Consider the following 17,034-nt stretch of genomic DNA (forward strand, 5'->3'; position numbering starts at 1 on the left):
ACGATATGCGCTTTGCCTTATGCGCTTAAAATCGTAAATTCGCAACTCATTTATAATAAAATGTCTCAAGAAACTGAACACGTAAAATGCCTGATCATAGGCTCAGGTCCTGCAGGTTATACTGCAGCTATATATGCTTCCCGCGCTGATCTTAAGCCAGTCATGTATACTGGTTTACTGGCAGGCGGCCAGCTTACACAAACTACCGAAGTTGAAAACTTCCCGGGCTATCCGCAGGGCATTATGGGTCCTGAACTGATGGAAGATTTTCGCAAACAGGCTGAGCGCCTGGGTACCGAAATCCGTTTCGGATATGTTAGTTCTGTAGATTTTTCAAGCCTGCCACATAAAGTTGTAGTTGATGATGTGAAAACCATCACAGCTGATACCGTGATTATTTCAACCGGAGCTTCGGCCAAATGGCTTGGTTTAGAGTCTGAACAAAAATATAGCGGCTTTGGTGTTTCTGCATGTGCAGTATGCGATGGTTTCTTTTTTAAAGGCCAGGATGTGGCTATTGTTGGTGCCGGTGACACCGCTGCCGAAGAAGCTACTTATTTAGCTAAACTTGCCCGCAAGGTATATATGATCGTTCGCAGGGACGAGTTCCGCGCTTCAAAAGCGATGGTTCACCGCGTGCTGAACACTCCAAACATTGAAATATTATATAATACCGAAACCAAAGAAATTTTAGGCGATGGTCAAAGCGTTACTGGTGTTAAAGTAATTAACAACCAAACAAACGCCGAAACCGATCTTGATGTTACAGGATTCTTTGTAGCAATTGGTCACCACCCTAATACCGATATTTTTAAAGGCTGGTTACATATGGATGAAACCGGTTATATCATCACCCGTCCCGGTTCAACTGAGACCAACGTTGAAGGTGTATTTTGCGCCGGCGACGCCCAGGATCACATTTACCGCCAGGCTGTAACAGCAGCCGGCACCGGCTGTATGGCCGCTATCGACGCTGAGCGTTATCTGGCTGCCAAAGAGCATGTGGTGACGGCTTAATTAAAGTGATTAGAGATTGGAGGTTAGAGATTAGTGTCTTAGCCTCAAAAAAGCGATAGGTTTTGCCTGTCGCTTTTTTATTTTCAAAGTACTCATCATTAAATAGCAACCGTGTTAGATTGCAATGGAAAGTCCACAGCGAGTATTGGGATTGTGGGCGGGCAAAGAGAGGCGAAGTATGTAATCATCTCTACTATTGAACTAACATTTTTACACATTAAAACTTTTTAAATTTTTTAAAAAAGTTTTATCTTACGGGCTCACACTAACCTGTTAGATAAATTATGTATAAAAAGGCTTCTTTAGTACTGCTTGCCGTGCTTGCAGTGTACACCTCCACTGTAAACGCACAGGACACGGATCCAAACCTGGGTATTATCCCCGCTCCTGTTTCCTTGAAAAAAGCTTCCGGTCAATTTGTTTTGAGCCAGGAAACTACCGTTCAGGCAGATACACCATCAAATAAAGCGGTGATATTTTTTAAAGATTACCTTGCCAACAATCAGGCTTATAACAAACCGGTTGCTTTAAAAGGCAGCAGAAGCAACAACGTTATAACTCTTACTGCAGCCGGTACCGAAGGTTTACCTGCCGAAGGTTATCGCTTAACCATTACGCCACAACAAATTACTGTTGCTGGCAAAGGGGCTGGATTATTTTACGGTGTGCAAACATTACTTCAACTGATGCCTACCGAACATTCCGCTACCATAAAGCTGCCTGCCGTGCAAATTGAAGATTACCCGCGTTTTGGATATCGTGGCGCAATGCTTGATGTTGGTCGTCATTTTTTTGGGGTTGAGATGGTTAAAAAATATATCGACCTCTTGGCCGCTTATAAACTGAATACCTTTCACTGGCACCTTACTGAAGATCAGGGCTGGCGGATTGAAATAAAGAAATACCCTAAGCTTACCCAAATAAGCAGTATGCGTGCACAAACGCTTATAGGTGGTTATCACGACCGTACGCCACAACAATTTGATGGGACACCGTACGGCGGCTTTTATACACAAGATCAAATCCGCCAGGTAGTAAAGTATGCCTCAGACAGGTTTATTACCATAGTACCTGAAATTGAAATGCCGGGGCACTCTAAAGCTGCGCTTGCTGCTTATCCCGAGTTAAGCTGTGACCCGTCAAAAACATATCAACCTGCCGAAACCTGGGGCGTATTTAACGATATTTACTGCCCTAATGAAAAAACCTTTGCTTTTTTGCAGGATGTTTTAACAGAAGTGATGGCGCTTTTCCCGAGCAAATACATTCACATTGGCGGTGACGAAGCTCCGAAAGATGCCTGGAAAAGTTCGCCATTTTGCCAGCAATTAATAAAAAAATTAAAGCTGAAAGATGAGCACGCACTGCAAAGTTATTTTATACAACGCATTGAAAAGTTTTTAAACTCAAAAGGTCGCAGTATCATTGGCTGGGATGAGATTTTAGAAGGTGGCCTTGCCCCTAACGCTACAGTTATGAGCTGGCGCGGGGAAGAAGGTGGAATTGCAGCAGCTCAACAAAAACATGATGTGATCATGACACCGGGAAGCAACGGTTTATATATTGATCATGGCCAGGGAAAACCAAGCCAGGAACCTTTGAGCATTGGCGGTAACGAACCATTATCAAAAATTTACAGCTACAACCCTACCCCTGCTGTGTTAACACCAGATGAGCAGAAATACATTAAAGGTGTACAAGCCAATTTGTGGACAGAATATGTAGCAACCGATGCCAAGGTAGAGTTTATGCTATTGCCGAGACTGCTTGCCCTGTCGGAAATAGCCTGGTCGCCATTGGCTAATAAAAATTATGTTGATTTTGCTGATACACGTTTACCTGCTCATTTGGCCTGGCTGGATAAAAACGGTTTTGATTACCACGTGCCAACAGCTATAGGTGCAAAAGATACAGTGATGATAGGCAGTAAGTTAAATGCCGTATTAAAACCATCTGTTGAAGGTGCAAAAGTTCATTATACTATTGACGGTTATACCCCGCGCGAAACAGATTTGATTTATACTATTCCGTTGAATTTGGAGATACCTGTTGATCAATACCGCGAACTACAGACTATCGTTATCACTCCTTCGGGCAAACGGAGCAATGTTACCCGTACATTGGTTTACAATAAAGCGCCAATGGCAGCCGTTACTTATACAGGTACAGCATCAGGACTAAAGTATCAGGTTTTTCCTGGTCTTTACAGCAGTACAAACCAACTTGGCGTTATGCCTGCCGACAGCGGTGTAACCAAAACCTTTAATACGGCCGATCTGCGAAAAAATAAAGGTAAATATGGTGTGATTTATACAGGATTTATTAATATTGAAACAGATGGCGTTTATGGCTTTGCAACGTCATCCGCAGGTGGTTCGGTTTTATTAATCGATGACCAACCGGTAGTTGATAACGACGGAAAGCATACCATAAATGAACAAATGGGAGCTGCGCCGTTATTAAAAGGCTACCATAAGGTAACGGTAAAATATTTTGATCAGGGGATTGGCCCGGTATCGTTAAAAGTGTTTATTACCGCACCTGGTAAAGCAAAAGCCGAGCTAACACCAGATACATTATACAACTAAGTTGAACCCTAAGAAATATGACTAACAGGTTTTACCTTTTTGCACTTGCAATAAGTGCATTAATGGCTGGATGCGGTGGGCAGGAAACAAAAAAGCCTGCCGCTCCTACGGCACCTAAAAAGCCGGAACTGATGGCACCTTTCAGGTATCACAAACTGATAGAGGTGTCTCCGGGCCAAAGCTATGATATTTTGAGCTGGGGGCGCGGTGCCGAAGAAGCTGGTTCGTTCATGATATTGCATTCAGATTCGTCGGCCATAAAATACACTACAACAACCGGCGATTTGGATGGCGCAATTATTGATGTTTACAATTCGGATATGGATGTGGATGGCAATCCGGAGATCCTGATCCAGGCGAAATCAAAGGATACAACCAATTACACGTCAATTTACGCCTTTGAGTTTAACGACAATAATAGTAAGGCCAATAAGCTGGATTTTCCGAAGCTGACCAGCTCGCAGCGCAAAGGTTACCGTGGTAATGATAATTTCTATATTAAGGAAGGTAAGCTGATGCGGGAGTTCCCGATATTTAACGGAACCGGCAAAGATGCCAAACCATCAGGAGCAAAACGCCAATTGGAGTATGGTTTACGGGGTAATGAATTTACCGTTAAGCAGTTGAGCAAAGATTCGACAGATGTAAAGCAACCGGACAATCAGCCTGCTAAAACTGATGAGAAAAAATCATCAGATAAACAAAATTCATCGTCATCCTCGTCAAAATCATCTAAGAAAAAGCATAAAAAGCGTAGAGGGTAGTTTAGTTTGCGTTACAAACGAGCGCAAGGCGAAACAAATCAAAATATTAAAAGCGCCGTGATGAGCAGTTCATCATGGCGCTTTTTATTAATCACTAATCTCCAACCTCTAATCACTAAGATCACGTCTGCATAACCCCTACATTAAAAGCCTTTTCTATCGGTGCGTGGTTAGCCGCGTCGATACCCATTGAAATTACTTTACGGGTTTCAAGCGGGTCGATGATCCCATCAACCCAAAGTCGGGCAGCGGCATAATATGGAGTTGTTTGAGAGTTATATTTATCTGTTATCTGTTTCAATAACTCAGCTTCTTTTGTTGCGTCAATCTCTTCGCCTTTCGCTTTGAGGCTTGCTTCCTGGATTTGTAACAGCGTTTTCGCTGCTTGTCCGCCGCCCATTACCGCAATTTTGGCCGACGGCCAGGCATAGATCAATCGTGGATCGTACGCTTTGCCACACATGGCGTAATTGCCCGCTCCGTAACTATTGCCAATAACAATGGTAAACTTTGGCACTACTGAATTTGCTACTGCATTCACCATTTTGGCGCCATCTTTAATGATGCCTCCCTGCTCCGAGCGGCTACCCACCATAAAACCGGTGACATCCTGTAAAAACACCAATGGGATTTTTTTTTGATTGCAATTCATGATAAAACGGGTAGCCTTATCTGCCGAATCAGAATAGATCACCCCACCAAACTGCATTTCTCCTTTTTTTGATTTGATCACTTTGCGCTGATTAGCTACAATCCCTACAGCCCATCCGTCAATGCGGCCTAAGCCGCAAATGATAGATTGTCCGTAGCCATCTTTATAGGGTTCAAATTCTGAGTTATCCAACAAACGGAGTATGATCTCCTTCATATCATAGGCTTTTTCCCGGTTATCGGGCAGTATTCCATAAATTTCTTTTTCACTGAGTTTTGGAGCTGAGGGCTGGATCCTGTCGAAACCGGCTTTGGTATAATCGCCCGTCATACTCATGATATTACGGATGGAATCAAGAGCGGCTTGATCATTAGGCTGTTTATAATCGGTAACGCCTGAAATTTCGCAATGAGTAGTGGCACCACCGAGGGTTTCGTTATCTACATCCTCGCCAATGGCCGATTTTACGAGATATGATCCCGCCAGGAAAACAGAGCCTGTGCCTTCTACTATCATCGCTTCATCGCTCATGATAGGCAGATATGCACCTCCTGCCACGCATGAACCCATAATGGCGGCGATCTGGATAATTCCCATACTGCTCATGATAGCATTATTGCGAAAAATGCGGCCAAAGTGTTCTTTATCCGGAAAGATCTCGTCCTGCAAAGGCAGATAAACTCCTGCTGAATCGACGAGGTAAATGATAGGTAACTTGTTTTCGATGGCTATTTCCTGGGCACGGAGGTTCTTCTTAGCTGTTATCGGAAACCAGGCCCCAGCTTTTACAGTTGCATCATTGGCAACTACAACACATTGCCTGCCGGATATGTACCCAATGCCACAAATAACGCCACCTGACGGACAGCCGCCATGCTCGGCGTACATGCCGTCGGCAACAAAAGCGCCGAGCTCCAGCCATGGTTTATCTTTGTCAATGAGGTAAGCTACCCGCTCGCGGGCCAGCATTTTTCCTTTTTCTTTTTGTTTGGCTGCGGCTTTTTCACCACCGCCCTGATGTACTTTGTTAAGCCGGGTGTTTAGCTCATAAACAAGCTGCTTATTAATATCTTCATTTTTATTGAATTCGATATTCATAATTGGTTTTAGATAGGACAGGTAATTTAGAAAATTTCCTATCTAAAAAAGGAAATTGTAAACGGTTTTGTTTCAAAGGGATAAAACAGTTAGCAGTAAATAGTTGGCAACAGGCAGTTCATTAGCTTATAAAACCTTCGCAAACACCAAAACTTTTGACTTAAAACTTCGAACTTAAGACTTAAATAAGGTTTTTGTCTTTAAACCATACTTCATCCGGTTTTACGTCGAAATTATCCATCAGGTTTACCAGCTCTATCGGATCGCCTGAGGTAAGAATCAGTTCGCGATTGGTTGGCTTCAGAAAACGTTGTTCAACCATTACATCCATTTGTTTAAGTAACAGATCGTAAAAGCCGTTGACGTTGAGCAAGCCGATAGGATGGTTATGCAAACCCAACTGCAGCCAGGTTAGCACCTCAAAAAACTCCTCAAGAGTGCCCCATCCGCCCGGAAGCGTAATGATGCCTTCACTAAGATCGTTCATCATTTGTTTACGCTGATGCATATTTTCTACAATGTGCAACTCGGTTAAACCTGTATGTCCTACTTCTTTATCCATCAAAAACTGCGGGATTATACCGATAACTTTACCTCCCCTGCTTAACACAGCATCGGCCATCAAACCCATAACGCCAACTTTACCGCCGCCAAACACAAGTGTAATGTTACGGCTTACCATAACCTCTGCCAATAGTTCGATGGCTTGTTTTAATGCAGGATCGCCATTGAAATTGGCACCGCAGAACACACAGATAGATTTCATGCTCAATGATAACAAAATTTGTTCAATGGCCTATTAAGGTTTTGTTACCTATTGATTGTATGTAATCCAATATTTATATATTTAGAAAAATTATCACATGAAAAAACCTATCTTAACCATTATCACGTTTTTTATTGTTGCAGTGCAGGCATTCGCACAAAACATCACAACTCCTAATGTTGAGCAAAAAGACGATCAATCAACAATCATCAAAAAAATAGAAACCAATAGTCAGTATACTATTGTGACCTTTGAAAACTATGCTTACCAGGATAATGCGTGGCTACAGCTCAATAAAGAGATCTTTATTCAAACTGATTTAAGCAACGCACATTATGAGTATGTTAAGTCGGAAAACATAGCCATGGTACCCAATAAAAATGTATTAAAAAAGGCTGGTGATAAGCTTGAGTTTAAGGTATATTTTAAAAAAATACCTTCTGCTGCAAAATCCATTGACATCATAGAGCATGCCGGGTTAAGCAGGTCGGGAATTAACTATTTTAATTTTTATAATGTTAGTTTAACTGAGCAAGCTGCCGCAACCAAGCATGTCAAGGTAACCGATGTTGTATTGCTTCCGCCACCACCTGTAGCCACGGATACAGCCTCAACAGGACTATTTAATGGAAGCCCCTCTAATGACATGCAAAACGCGATGAATTCTATGGGACCGATGTACGCATCGATGGCAAAATCAGTGCTTGATGCTCAACTCGCTTACTTTAAGCAGCCCGGCAAAATAGCCGAAATAGCTAAATTAAATAAAGATTATTTTGATGCACTTGTTAAAGTGGGATTCAATTACGAACAGGCGTTAAAGATCATCACCGCGAACGGTTTAATTTCAAAATCATCATCAGTGACCGGCCAATAGGTTATTATCAAAAACAAAAGCGGCTGAAAGATAGAGGATCTTTCAGCCGCTTTTGTTTTATGCAGTTTATATTAAGAATTACCTGCTTGTATAGTTAGGCGCTTCTTTAGTGATAGTAATATCATGCGGATGACTTTCGCGCATACCAGCAGCGGTGATCCTCACAAATTTGGCACGTTGGAGGTCTTCGATATTGGCAGCACCGCAATAGTGCATGCCGGCACGTAAACCACCGATGTACTGGAAAATCACTTCGGCCATGCTGCCTTTAAACGGCACGCGACCAACAATTCCTTCCGGTACCAGTTTTGTCACCACATCGGTTTCATCCTGAAAATAGCGGTCTTTTGAGCCTTTGGCCATCGCCTCAACCGAACCCATACCACGGTATGATTTAAATTTACGGCCTTCATATATAATAGTTTCGCCGGGCGACTCTTCAACACCGGCAAATAATGAACCTGCCATGATTGAGCTTGCACCGGCGGCAATAGCTTTAACGATATCTCCGGTTTGTTTAATACCGCCATCGGCAATTACCGGAACGCCACGACCTTCAAGTGCCTTGGCGCACTCATATACCGCGTATAACTGTGGTACACCCACACCGGCAATGATACGGGTCGTACAAATCGAGCCCGGGCCAATACCTACTTTAACCGCATCAGCACCGGCATCAGCAAGTGCGATAGCAGCATCGCCTGTTGCGATGTTGCCGGCAATTACCTGCAGGTTAGGATAGAGTTTTTTAACTGCCTTAACCATATCAATAACTCCTTTTGAATGGCCATGAGCTGTATCAACCGTAATTACGTCGACACCGGCATTAACCAGGGCGGTTACCCGGTCAATGTTATCGGCGGCCACACCAACGGCTGCACCAACACGTAAACGACCATATTCGTCTTTACAAGCGTTAGGGAAGTTTTTAACTTTCTGAATATCTTTATAAGTGATGAGGCCTACCAGTTTTCCATCTTTATTCACAACCGGTAGTTTCTCAATCTTATTACTTTGCAATATGTTGGCAGCGTCAACTAAAGTAGTTCCTTCAGGTGCAGTGATCAGGTTGGTTTTGGTCATTACTTCGCTCACGGGAACGCTCATGTCTTTTTGGAAGCGAAGATCACGATTGGTGATAATGCCTTTCAGATTATGATCGGCATCAATAACCGGGATACCGCCAATGCTAAATTCCCTCATGATCTGGAAAGCGTCTGCAAGCAAGGCGTCTTCCAGTAAAGTTACCGGATCCTGGATCATACCGCTTTCTGAGCGTTTAACCTTGCGCACCTCGTCGGCCTGTGCCTGTATGGTCATGTTTTTGTGTAACATGCCTATACCGCCTGCCTGTGCAATGGCAATAGCCAGATCAGCCTCAGTAACGGTATCCATGGCGGCCGAGATAATAGGAATGTTTAACCGGATGCTTTTAGTTAAGTAAGTGCCGGTATTCACTTCGCGCGGTAACACTTCTGAATAAGCCGGGAGTAGTAAAACGTCGTCGTAAGTTAATCCTTCGGCAACAAATTTTGATGGGTCTAACTGCATAGCAAATAATTATTTTGGAGTTATTATTTGCCGGGCAAAGGTAATAAAATATTTCGGAATTCGGAATTTCGCTTTTCTATTTATTTAAAATTGCCTTAAGATGATAATTCGGGATTTGGGATTTCGAATGTTCGATTTCGGATTTATTTTATTTTTACTGCTCAAATCCATTCAAGAATTTGGGAGTTTCGCTTTCTGATTCGCCGTTAGACAAATCAAAAAGCGAATTTCCGAAATCAAAGTAATCCGAAATCGAACATCCCAATTCCGAAGTCAAAAATTAATATTTCCCTACAATCACTTTATAAAACTGATCGAAGTTGAAATACGTATTGGCCAGTTGGATCAGCTTATCTGAAGTTATGTTTTTTACGGTCACCGTGTACCTGGCATAATAATCGTAATCCAAACCTGCAAAATAGATGGTTTTGAACTTATCAGCATGCGAAAATACATTCTCCAAACTTCCTAATAATGAGCCTAACATGTAATTGCGCACCAGGGAAAGTTCCTCTTCCGGTACCAGTTCGGTTTTCAACAGGTTCATTTCTTTTTCAATCTCGGCAACCGCCGACTTACAAACATCTGCACCAACCTCTGTCGCTATAAAAAATGATCCGCCCTGCTTAAATGACGCCAGCCCCGATCCTATACCATAGGTATACCCTTTATCCTCGCGGATATTAGCCATTAACCGCGATCCAAAATAACCACCGAATACTGTATTTAAAACCTGTAACGCCTGGAAGTCTTCATGCGAACGGTTGATGATAGGCGTACCTATCCGGATAGCCGATTGCAAAGCTTCCGGTTTCTCTGTAAAATAAAACAGGTCGGCGGCGGCCTTAATCTCGGGCTGAATTGTAACCGCCGGGGTTGGGCTGTTTTCCCAGTCTTTATCAAACGTATCGGTAAGCAATGTCAGCATTTCAGGCTCAATCTTACCCGCTATAACGATAGTGCAATTGGAAGGCTGGTACATTTTTTTGTAATGTGCCAGCATATCATCATGCTGCAGGGTTTGATAGTCGGTCATCTCAGCAGCATATCCAAAAATGGTAGTTCCATAAACAGCCCTGTTAAATGCTCTGCGGGCCACCACATCATTTTTTTGCAGACTAACCTGCAATTTTTGTTGTTGGTTGCGCTTAAAGGTTTCCAGTTCCTTCTCCGGAAAAATGGAATTATTCAGGATATCGGCAATAACCGGTAAAGTATGGTGCAGGTGTTTATTTAAGCTATACAGTGTTACCTGCGAGTTTTCATATCCATAGTCAACCTGTAAAAAGGCGCCGTAAAAGTCAATTTTGTCGGCAATCTGTGCAGCAGTTAAAGTTGTAGTGCCATCAGTAAGCATGGAGTTTACGGCCATGTTAAGCAATGGTTTCGCCGGATCAAAGCTTAGGTTACCGAAGACCCACTCAATGCGCACGAGCTCCTGGTCGCCGGAGTTAAAGCAAAAAATGTTGCAGCCATTGCTTAGTTTCTTGTGCTCTGGCCTAATCAGATTAATATTATCGATAGCCCTGAATTCGGGGGCTAATTTTCTGTTGATCATATGTATATTGTTTATCTGAATCAGAATTTACAGAATTTTACAATTCACAGAATGCCATTTGAAATTCAGCTAATTCTTAAATTCTGTAAATTCTGATTCAGACGGTTTTATTTCTCAGCCAAATAAATAAGTGTTGATGAATTATCTTTTCTGAACAGTTTATTGGCTTGTGCTTTTACCTGGGCAGCGTTTACAGCAAGATATTTTGCTGTTTCATGGTTGATCAGGTCAGCATCACCCAGCAATTCAAATGAGGCCAGGTTCATGGCCTTATCCAATAGCGACATTTCGGAAAATATCATGGTTGACTCGGTTTTGTTCTGAACTTTAGTAAGTTCATCTGCCGGGATCTCCTCAGTTTTTATTTTCTCCAGTTCCTCCCATAATGCAGTCTCTGCCTGTTCAATGCTGATGCCATCGAGCGGTTTGCCTTCTAACACAAACATGCCTTTATCCAAACTGCCGGTAATATAGGCATGCACCTCGCTAAAAATCTGTTTTTCCTTAATCAGCGATTTATATAACCGTGATGAATTGCCGCGCGAAAGAATATCCGAAAGCAGCTCTACCACATAGTAATCTTGATCTGTGCGGGCCCCCATCTGAAAAGCGATATACACATCATTGAGTGGTACTTTGGCGGTAACCGTTTCGCGGCGGGCTTCCTGCTGTTCAGGTTCCTGGGGAAGGCTGCGGTGATATCTTTCGCCGGCCGGGATCGGAGCAAACCATTTTTCGGAGAGCTCTTTTACCTGTTCAGTTGTTACGTTACCCCCTACTACCATAATGGCGTTTTGTGGGTTATAATGTTTTTTGAAGAACGCTTTTACGTCTTCGATTTGTGCATCCTCGATATGTTTGATGGTTTTGCCGATAGTCGCCCAACGATAAGGGTGTTTTTTGTAAACCAGCGGACGAAGCTTTAACCAAACATCGCCGTATGGCTGATTTAAGTACCGCTGTTTAAACTCCTCTATAACTACGTTACGCTGCACCTCAAGGCTTTTTTCGCTAAAAGCAAGGCTCAGCATCCGGTCACTCTCCAACCAAAATGCGGTTTCCAGGTTAGCCGATGGCAGAGTGATATAATAGTTGGTGATATCGTTGCTGGTAAAGGCATTATTTTCACCTCCTACCCTTTGCAGTGGTTCGTCATAAACAGGGATATTGACTGATCCGCCAAACATGAGATGCTCAAACAAATGGGCAAAGCCGGTTTGTTCAGGATCTTCATCGCGTGCACCAACATCATATAAAATGTTAAGCACCGCCATTGGCGTTGTATTATCTTCATGCACAATAACCCTAAGGCCATTGTCAAGTGTGAATCGGTTGAATTTAACCATGTATCTCTTAAATTTTTAATACGGATAGCAAATGTATAACTTTTGATGACATTGAAAGTGAATGCCAAAAATGAACAAGTGTTTTAGGTTAGGCCCCGGTATTTTTTTACTTTTAGGCTACCAATGACCCGCGACGAACTTACCCAAAAAATAGCGAATACCATAGGCAAACTCAAAGTGCTTGAATTAAGCCGTATTTTGACGGAACAACAGTTTGATTTGCGCGACCTGATAGAGATTACCTTTCATGCTGATAAACCCCTCGGGTTCCGTGCGGCGTGGCTCCTGGAAAACATGTTTTTAAAAGACCCTGAGGTTTTTACCAATAATCTTGAATATTTGATTGAACGGTTACCACAGGTTACCAATCCAGGCTGCCAAAGGCATTATGCTAAAATATTGATGCACGCCACCGAAGAAAAAGAACAATCGCCGGTAAAACAAAAACTGAACAGCATCGATCTTGAACCAGCGGTTGAGCAGCTTTTTGACTGGATGATAGATCCAAAAGTTAAAATAGCGGTGAAAGTATTTGCTGGTTGGGCTTTGTTTAATTTGCGGCACCGTTACCCCTGGGTGGCCGATGAGCTACCGGCCCAGCTTGAATTTTTAACGCGTAATGGTACGGCGGCTATCCAGTCGGCAGGAAAAAAAATGACGAAGGAATTGAGATCTAAGCCTCTCTAATCCCCCGAAGGGCAGACGTTTAAAAATTGGCTGTTATATTAAAAGCCAAAAGCCGCCAACAAATATCCCGCTGTCCCTACAGAAATATTTGTCACCGACTTTTAACTTAAGATTTTTGACTTAAGACTTTCGACTTACTTACGCCGTGGGCCTGTCGTCGCCGTGCAGGTTATGACTTACCTGCCCATGATGCAATTTGGCAGCTAACGCGGATGAGCTATCATCGGCATAAGTACCATATGCATTTACCAGCACTCCTTTTAAGTTATATTTTGATGATGATACAGCGTATACTATCGACATATCCGATGGATTACTTGGACCTTCAAAGCGGTAAAACTCATCGATCTCAAAGTCATCGGCGGTCATCCTGATATCTTTTTCTTTATCATCAATAGTATCGCCATCAAGGCTAAGGTTGGCCGTATATCCCCTCTTCATGAGGTCATTAGTGGCATCCACTAAGGTTTCATAATTTTTCATGGTGAAGTTTTTGTATAGGTAAAACAGAAGATGAGTTCATTGATCACCTTCGTATAATATATAACTGCAAAAGCAACTAACTTGTTTGAAGCGGGGTAATAAAAAAGTCCGGTTGCCACGGGCAACCGGACTTAAACTAACAAATGAAAATTCTCCCGTTCTAAGGTTATTTTATGCTTACTGGGCTTTGGCCAGCCAGAATGAAGCATTTAAATGAAATGACGAATGCGAGGTATATCCTGACGGAGCATCACCCGACCAACCATTAAACAGGTTATCGCCTGTATCACCTGTGCCGTCATCGGCGTCCGAGCTGTCGCCGATCCAAACAACACGGCCGCTTCCATAGGTTGCCAATAATGCCATAGCGTTGGCATTGCCACCATTGGTAGCGCTGTTACGCCAGAATAAGCCCTGTACGGTTGAGTTGTTGGCCGGGAACAAGGTTGCTGTAGAACCATCGTAGAAAGCCATTTTTGAAGCAGTACCTGCCGCACCATTCAGCACTTTTTGCGCATCGGCATTGGAGCCGGTATAAACGTTGGTTGACGGGCTTTCGTTGATATCAACATAATTTACACTAAAGCCGAAAGGGTTGTTGTTATTGATGCCATTGTTGGTCATTAAGTCATTCCAAACCCTTGGCGAATCATAACCATCACCATCGCGGTCTGAAGGATTGTAGCCATTAGCATCGGTACCGGCAGTTGTTGCCGCCGTATGATCAGCTATCATAAATAAACCACCACCGTTTGCTACAAAGTTCATCAAAGCAGTTTTCTCGGCGGCAGTAAATAAGCGGTTAGGTTCGCAAACAACAAATACATCGTAATTGCTCAAATCCTGGGCTCCACCGCCGCCATAAGTGATGGCAGTGCCTACAGGTAACGATTCAACCAGTTCGCCTCGTTTTACCAATTCTACAGCCCATGCTGAAAGAGCGCCTTTCCAATAAGTTTCGGTAGTAGATGAAGTAATACCTGTGTATGACGGAGTAGGAATGCGTTGTGCCTTGGTTTCGGTAGTGGTACCGCCTGTGTAAATAGCAACCTGCTCAGTGCCGTCGGCATCTATTTGCCAGTCGGCGCTGCCTGCATTTTCAAGGTGACTTGCATCAAACAGGAATTTTTTGCCTGTAAGTACAGTACCCCCGCCTGTACCGCCGCCGCCGTTATCATTAATGGTGATATCATCAATATTGATACGGTTGGTGCCGCCGGATAATTTACGGATCTCTAAACGTACATTACCGGTTTGTGTAACAGTAAAAGTTGATGTAGTAAGGGTTGCAGTAGTAGTAATTGCTGAGCCGGATTGCGTCCAGGACGAACCTCCGTTAACAGAATAAAACAATCCCCATGTGCTTGGAGTATCGCCGTTATAAGTTGCACTTTTAATAGTAACAGTACTTATGCCGGTAGTAACATCAAACAACATGGTAATTTTACCGGTATTGCGTACACGGGCACTCCATGAGCCTGCTTTTTGATCTGCTGCGAGATTACCGATCAGGGCATCATACATATTCCATGAACTGCCGGATAGGGTAACATTGTCGCCGCTTGATGAACCGGTTGGTGATACATCATAAGCAGTTTTTGGACTGGTTGCGCCAACTTCAAAACCCTGTGTTAAGGACACAGCTAAGGTTTTAATCGTTTTTGCACCGGTTGCAGTTTGATCAGCATCTTTCAATGCAGGCATCTGGCCATTTTTCTGACAGCTTGCCAGCATGCCTGTTGCGGCAGCGGCCAATACCCACATACGTAGATTAGTAAGTTTTAGCATAATGATTTTTTTAGGTTTTAATGTATAAGTTAATAATGTTAAATTATACGGTAAAGCTGCACAAAGGTTAATTCGTAATTATTGCTATTTCATTAACTTATTGTTAAGTAAACCTTGAAACTTTTTACATTTATATAAAGTGTTCCATTTTCAGAAGTGGAACATTGTGGAATACTGCGCATTTATGTTACCGCTGGTTATCAACAACTTAAGTGGTTCAAAAAGTGAAAGGTAACTATATTGCTAATAATCAGATATTTAAGATTTTTGGCGTTTTTTTTAGTGGAACACCCTTTGGTCATACACATCAGGTGTGGACAACCCATGGTTGAAAGAGTTTTGACAACGGTTAACATATGGCCGGCCGCAAACAAGAAAAGCGTCCAAAAAGGCCGCTCTTTCAATACATTAAAGTTGTTCAAATTTATTTGGCAAAATAAGCCCCTATCCTTTTGGCAAATGCCACGGTAATTATGCCGATAAATATTTTTGCCCCTGCCGATATTACACTGCTTTGTTCATTAACGTTAGCAAGCGTATACAGGTGATATAAAAAATCAGGGATAGTGCCAACTAACAATAACCCTCCTATTATTACCAGGGATATTTCGTAGATGACTTTTCGTTCGGCAAAAAGTTTCGCGTTTTCCTGGTAATCACTTTCATTAGTGATCCAGCGGGTGATCCTTTTAGTACCGGCAATTAACAGCACCGCCAATATGATCAGGAAAATAAAGTTTAACCCGTTTACCAACAAAAGGTTTCCCTGATCGGCAGGCTGCTGTTCGGCAGGGGAACTTGCATGGTTACCGATAAAAGTGATCAGGCCGGGAAGTTTAGAGATATCGGCCACCAACAGGTATATACCCAGTATTTTAATGGCGACCTCATAGATATCGGATTTTTTCATTCGTCTTAATTAGGGATTAATTGGTTTATGGCTTACAAGATAAACAATTGTGCTACATAAAAAAGAGAAATGAAGATCCGGAGGGTAAATTATTCCAGGTAATAATGCCTGATCCTGTTTAAATCCCCATCAAGTTCATAAACCCAGGGGGTAGCGGTAGGGATTTCCAGCGAAGTGACTTCCTTATCATTTAAATTATCAATATATTTTATAAGCGAACGCAGGCTGTTACCATGTGCCGCTACAATAACCTTTTGATTGCGGCGCAAGGCCCTGACAATTCTTTCGTTCCAAAAGGGCAATACCCTGTCCATAGTTTCGCTCAGGTTTTCGGTCAGCGGGAGCTCACGCTCGGTCAGGTCCTTGTACCTGAGATCATGACCCGGATAGCGCGCATCATCTTTGGTTATAGCGGGCGGGTGTTCATTAGGGTCGCGCCGCCATTTTAACACCTGTTCTTCGCCGTATCGGGCAATGGTTTCATCTTTATTTAACCCTTGTAAGGCACCATAAAACCGTTCGTTCAACCGCCATGATTTTTCGACGGGGATCCATAAATGATCAAGTTCTTCCAAAATATAATGGAGCGTTTTAATGGATCTCTTTAAATAAGATGTAAAGCCGATATCAAAATTGTAGCCGTTTTTATTAAGGATCTTTCCGGCGCGATGGGCCTGTTCGTAACCTTTTTCTGACAGGTCGACATCTTCCCAGCCTGTAAATCTGTTTTCCTGGTTCCAGGTACTCTCGCCGTGGCGTATTAATACTAATTTTTGCATAGGTAGGTGTCTCTAAATCCCCTCTAATGGGGAAACTTTTATTGTTTGTTATTTAAAAGTCTGCTCTGCCGGACATGCTTTTAGTGGGGTTGTTTAATTATTGCAAAAGTAGGTTAAGGGTATGAAAAACTTGCTTAATATTTATAAATCAGTTAGCTTGCGGTACAAAC

At 42.8% G+C, this 17,034-nt stretch carries 14 protein-coding genes; 5 read left to right on the top strand and 9 right to left on the bottom strand.

Annotation, left to right across the window (positions count from 1 at the left end; genetic code table 11):
• The first annotated feature begins 60 nt into the window (after positions 1-60).
• The 3 genes from trxB (at position 61) to FHW88_RS08885 (ending at position 4,369) form a co-directional block, all read left to right on the top strand.
• On the top strand, positions 61-1,017 hold the full coding sequence (gene trxB / locus FHW88_RS08875) for a thioredoxin-disulfide reductase (RefSeq protein ID WP_090526227.1): 957 nt from the start codon (positions 61-63) through the stop codon (positions 1,015-1,017).
• A 284-nt stretch (positions 1,018-1,301) separates the two neighbouring features.
• The gene (locus FHW88_RS08880; RefSeq protein ID WP_176624709.1) at positions 1,302-3,605 is read left to right on the top strand and encodes a family 20 glycosylhydrolase; all 2,304 of its coding nucleotides are present in this window, start codon (positions 1,302-1,304) and stop codon (positions 3,603-3,605) included.
• A gap of 17 nt (positions 3,606-3,622) precedes the next feature.
• Positions 3,623-4,369 (top strand): hypothetical protein, encoded by a 747-nt coding sequence (locus FHW88_RS08885; protein WP_176624711.1) that lies wholly within the window; start codon positions 3,623-3,625, stop codon positions 4,367-4,369.
• A 121-nt stretch (positions 4,370-4,490) separates the two neighbouring features.
• On the opposite strand, the gene FHW88_RS08890 is transcribed toward FHW88_RS08885, so the two are convergent.
• On the bottom strand, positions 4,491-6,119 hold the full coding sequence (locus tag FHW88_RS08890; RefSeq protein WP_090525663.1) for an acyl-CoA carboxylase subunit beta: 1,629 nt from the start codon (positions 6,117-6,119) through the stop codon (positions 4,491-4,493).
• 181 nt (positions 6,120-6,300) lie between these two features.
• Entirely contained in the window at positions 6,301-6,885 is a 585-nt protein-coding gene (locus tag FHW88_RS08895) for a TIGR00730 family Rossman fold protein (protein ID WP_090525665.1), read from the bottom strand.
• A 97-nt stretch (positions 6,886-6,982) separates the two neighbouring features.
• Here FHW88_RS08895 and FHW88_RS08900 point away from each other — a divergent pair, with 97 nt between their 5' ends.
• A complete protein-coding gene (locus FHW88_RS08900; protein WP_090525667.1) occupies positions 6,983-7,762 on the top strand; it encodes a hypothetical protein in 780 nt (259 codons plus the stop codon).
• A 78-nt stretch (positions 7,763-7,840) separates the two neighbouring features.
• On the opposite strand, the gene guaB is transcribed toward FHW88_RS08900, so the two are convergent.
• The 3 genes from guaB to FHW88_RS08915 form a co-directional block, all read right to left on the bottom strand.
• Positions 7,841-9,313, bottom strand: coding sequence for an IMP dehydrogenase (guaB, locus tag FHW88_RS08905; RefSeq protein ID WP_090525669.1), 1,473 nt, complete (start codon positions 9,311-9,313; stop codon positions 7,841-7,843).
• 280 nt (positions 9,314-9,593) lie between these two features.
• Positions 9,594-10,871 (bottom strand): M16 family metallopeptidase, encoded by a 1,278-nt coding sequence (locus FHW88_RS08910; RefSeq protein WP_176624713.1) that lies wholly within the window; start codon positions 10,869-10,871, stop codon positions 9,594-9,596.
• Positions 10,872-10,978: 107 nt separating this feature from the next.
• Positions 10,979-12,217, bottom strand: a complete 1,239-nt coding sequence (locus tag FHW88_RS08915) for a M16 family metallopeptidase (protein WP_176624715.1) — start codon at positions 12,215-12,217, stop codon at positions 10,979-10,981.
• Between the two features lie 123 nt (positions 12,218-12,340).
• Between FHW88_RS08915 and FHW88_RS08920 the strand changes: the two genes are divergently transcribed.
• Complete coding sequence (locus FHW88_RS08920; RefSeq protein WP_090525675.1) at positions 12,341-12,904, top strand: hypothetical protein; 564 nt, start codon at positions 12,341-12,343, stop codon at positions 12,902-12,904.
• Between the two features lie 138 nt (positions 12,905-13,042).
• Here FHW88_RS08920 and FHW88_RS08925 read toward each other — a convergent pair whose 3' ends face one another.
• The 4 genes from FHW88_RS08925 to gpmA all read right to left on the bottom strand — a co-directional run bounded on the left by FHW88_RS08925 (position 13,043) and on the right by gpmA (position 16,864).
• Positions 13,043-13,387 carry a phosphoribosylpyrophosphate synthetase gene (locus FHW88_RS08925; RefSeq protein ID WP_090525677.1) on the bottom strand — a complete coding sequence of 115 codons (345 nt, stop codon included), beginning with the start codon at positions 13,385-13,387 and terminating at the stop codon, positions 13,043-13,045.
• Between the two features lie 177 nt (positions 13,388-13,564).
• Positions 13,565-15,175, bottom strand: coding sequence for a hypothetical protein (locus FHW88_RS08930; RefSeq protein WP_218117147.1), 1,611 nt, complete (start codon positions 15,173-15,175; stop codon positions 13,565-13,567).
• A 424-nt stretch (positions 15,176-15,599) separates the two neighbouring features.
• The gene (locus tag FHW88_RS08935; RefSeq protein ID WP_090525680.1) at positions 15,600-16,085 is read right to left on the bottom strand and encodes a hypothetical protein; all 486 of its coding nucleotides are present in this window, start codon (positions 16,083-16,085) and stop codon (positions 15,600-15,602) included.
• Between the two features lie 89 nt (positions 16,086-16,174).
• Positions 16,175-16,864, bottom strand: a complete 690-nt coding sequence (gene gpmA / locus FHW88_RS08940; RefSeq protein WP_176624717.1) for a 2,3-diphosphoglycerate-dependent phosphoglycerate mutase — start codon at positions 16,862-16,864, stop codon at positions 16,175-16,177.
• Positions 16,865-17,034: the final 170 nt, after the last annotated feature.

The organism is Mucilaginibacter sp. SG538B (assembly GCF_013376065.1).
Lineage (GTDB): Bacteria > Bacteroidota > Bacteroidia > Sphingobacteriales > Sphingobacteriaceae > Mucilaginibacter > Mucilaginibacter rubeus.